The following is a 2465-nucleotide window of genomic DNA, read 5'->3' on the forward strand; positions in this document are numbered from 1 at the left end:
CGCCGTTAGCTTTAGCGAAAGTTATCGCTGCGAGAGGGGATCAGCAGATCTTGCAGCTCCTGTTGCACCGAGACTTTCGCGCGCGGATCGAGGATCTGCGAGTAGATGATGAAGTTTGCGAGTACCTTTTTGCCGTAGTCCCTGCTCTCGGCATACGGCACGAGCTCCATGCTAAGCCACGGCTCAAATTTGCCCTTATTAAACATATCGCCGCGCTGAAGCATCTTTTTGACGAGCCCGAGCCCGCCGTTGTAAGCGTATGCGATGAAAACCGGGCTGTAAATTTTGCGCTCCAGCCAGTCGATATGGATGTTGGCGAAGCGGTAAGCGACCTCCGGACGGAACATATCGTCTTGATCGAAGCCGTCGATTTTGAGTTGCTTTTTGCCGATCTCGTTAGCCAAAAACGGCATAAATTGCATCATTCCAAGCGCATACGAGGTAGATACCGATGCGGGCACGAAGCGGCTTTCTTGGCGGGCGAGCGCTAAAATTAGCGCCTTGCGGCGGTTGTCGCCGTCGCCGATATATTCCATAAACGGCGTCGGATAGAAGTTATCCTTGCCGCCGCTTGCTTTATTCATGATGTATGAGTACTCGCCGATGCTTTGCTTGGTGTCGAATTTTTTGGCAAATTCCAAAAGCTGTGGGCGTGACATCCTATCGGCGCTATTTTTCGTGCGAACCCAAGCGAAAGGATCGGTGATATCGTAGCCTTCGATAGAATTTTTAGCGGGGTTTGGAATGATGATGTTTAAATTTTTATTTCCCAAAATCTCTTTGGCATAAAGCGCGTAGAGACTGTAATAATCGCTGCTAGCAAGCTGACGCAAGACATTTTGATCTCCGTTTAGCAGGTAGATCCAAAATTTCGCATTGTGCACATCGTGAGGCTTCTCAAAGCTCGCCGCCGCGCGGTTAAAAAACGCAAGCGCAGCCCCTTCATCGCCCTGCATGACGGCATTTACGCCCAGCATAAACGCTATGTCCTTCTCCACGGCTAGTGGATCGACGCCCGTAAGCGAGCGGCGCAAGTGCGGGTATTTGCGGTTGATTAGCGCGTCGTTAAGAACCGCTTTGAAGCCTTTTTGCGAAGCCAGTTCGCTTACGAAGGCTGCGTCGGCGTCGATATCGATCAGAGCGTCTTTGTCCGCGCCTTTTAAGTAGTCGTAATATAAAAAGTAGTTTTGCGCGTTGCGGCTCTGCATAAAATACTCGCTCGGATTTTCGTCGTTAAATCCGCGCAGTAAATTTACGGCGTTTCTACTTGCCGCGTCTTGGTGCTTTTCAAGCTGCGAAGCGAGCGTCTCGCGCACCGACGGGCTTAGCTTGGCGATAAAATTTGGATATGAGCGCGCCTTTTTGCAGGTTAAATTTGCATCTAAAATATTAGCGGAGGTAACGCCCGCGCAGCGATCCGGACGCTTAGGAGCTTTGGCGACGCCGAAAATTCTATCGAGCTTATCTTTTAGCTTGCCTTTGTAGCGAAAGATACTTTGTTTTAAAATTTTAATCTCCGCTTTGTTGTATTTCGTCTCATCTATTAGGCGATAGATGTAATAGTCCTTGGCTAGGGATTTTGGCTCGTCTTTGATCTGTTCGTAGCTTAAAATTTTACCGCTACTTGCGGCGCACAGCAGTCCCAAAACAAGGCTAAATTTCAGAAATATTTTCAAATGACCGTCCTATTGATGATATAGATTATCGCGCTGTCAAAGAAATTAAGCACGAGTAGGATAAGAAGCGGCGAAAGATCAAAGCCGCCGAAAGTCGTAGGCAGATAACGGCGCACCAACGCAAACGCAGGCTCCGTAAGCGCAGAGATGACGCGGACGATTTTATAAAATTTACCGAACGGATTTGGGCGGATGAAACTCAAAACGCAGGCGACGAAAATTAGCATCATATAAGCTTGAATCACGTAGTGAATACTCACTAAAATGCCGTAAAATACGCTATTTAGTAGCATCGAGTATCTCCTTTAAATCGGCGCGGATCAGCGGATACAGCTCGCTAAGCTCCGGTCCGTGAGGCGCGCCGGTTAGTAAAAATCTAAGCGGCATAAACAAGCTCTTGCCCTTCAAATTTGTAGCCTGAGAAAGCGCCGCTTTGAAATCATTAAATTCCATTGGAGCGCCGTTTGAGCTTAATAAATTTAAGATCGCCTCTCGCAGCGCCTGCGCCTGCGCCGCCCACTCCTGCGGGATATCTTTCGCGCCGTAGATAGCTGCAATCTTTTCTTTGATCTGGGGAATTAGGCTCGCTTCTTGAGTGTAAAATTTTATCAAAGGAGCAAATTTTGGCTCAAGCTCAAAAAGCTCCGCCAGGCGCTGCTCGCTCGCTCTTTTGATATGCTCGCGGTTTATGAAAGCGAGTTTGTCCTCGTCAAATTTAGCCGGGCTTTTTGAAATTTTGGCGATGTCGAAAAACTCCACCGCCTCATCCATGCTAAAGACCTCGCGCGG

At 48.5% G+C, this 2465-nt stretch carries 2 protein-coding genes and 1 pseudogene; all 3 read right to left on the reverse strand.

The features are described from left to right. Nucleotides 1-11: 11 nt before the first annotated feature. A complete protein-coding gene (locus Q0256_RS08470; RefSeq protein WP_297962194.1) occupies nt 12-1676 on the reverse strand; it encodes a lytic transglycosylase domain-containing protein in 1665 nt (554 codons plus the stop codon). Then, on the reverse strand, nt 1673-1969 hold the full coding sequence (locus tag Q0256_RS08475) for a YggT family protein (RefSeq protein WP_297903307.1): 297 nt from the start codon (nt 1967-1969) through the stop codon (nt 1673-1675). The genes Q0256_RS08470 and Q0256_RS08475 overlap by 4 nt, the downstream gene beginning before the upstream one ends. Beyond that, a pseudogene (locus tag Q0256_RS08480) lies at nt 1956-2465 on the reverse strand (glutamate--tRNA ligase); the annotation flags it as partial. The gene Q0256_RS08475 and the pseudogene Q0256_RS08480, both read right to left, overlap by 14 nt.

The sequence above is a fragment of the uncultured Campylobacter sp. genome (genome assembly GCF_937949835.1).
Lineage (GTDB): Bacteria > Campylobacterota > Campylobacteria > Campylobacterales > Campylobacteraceae > Campylobacter_B.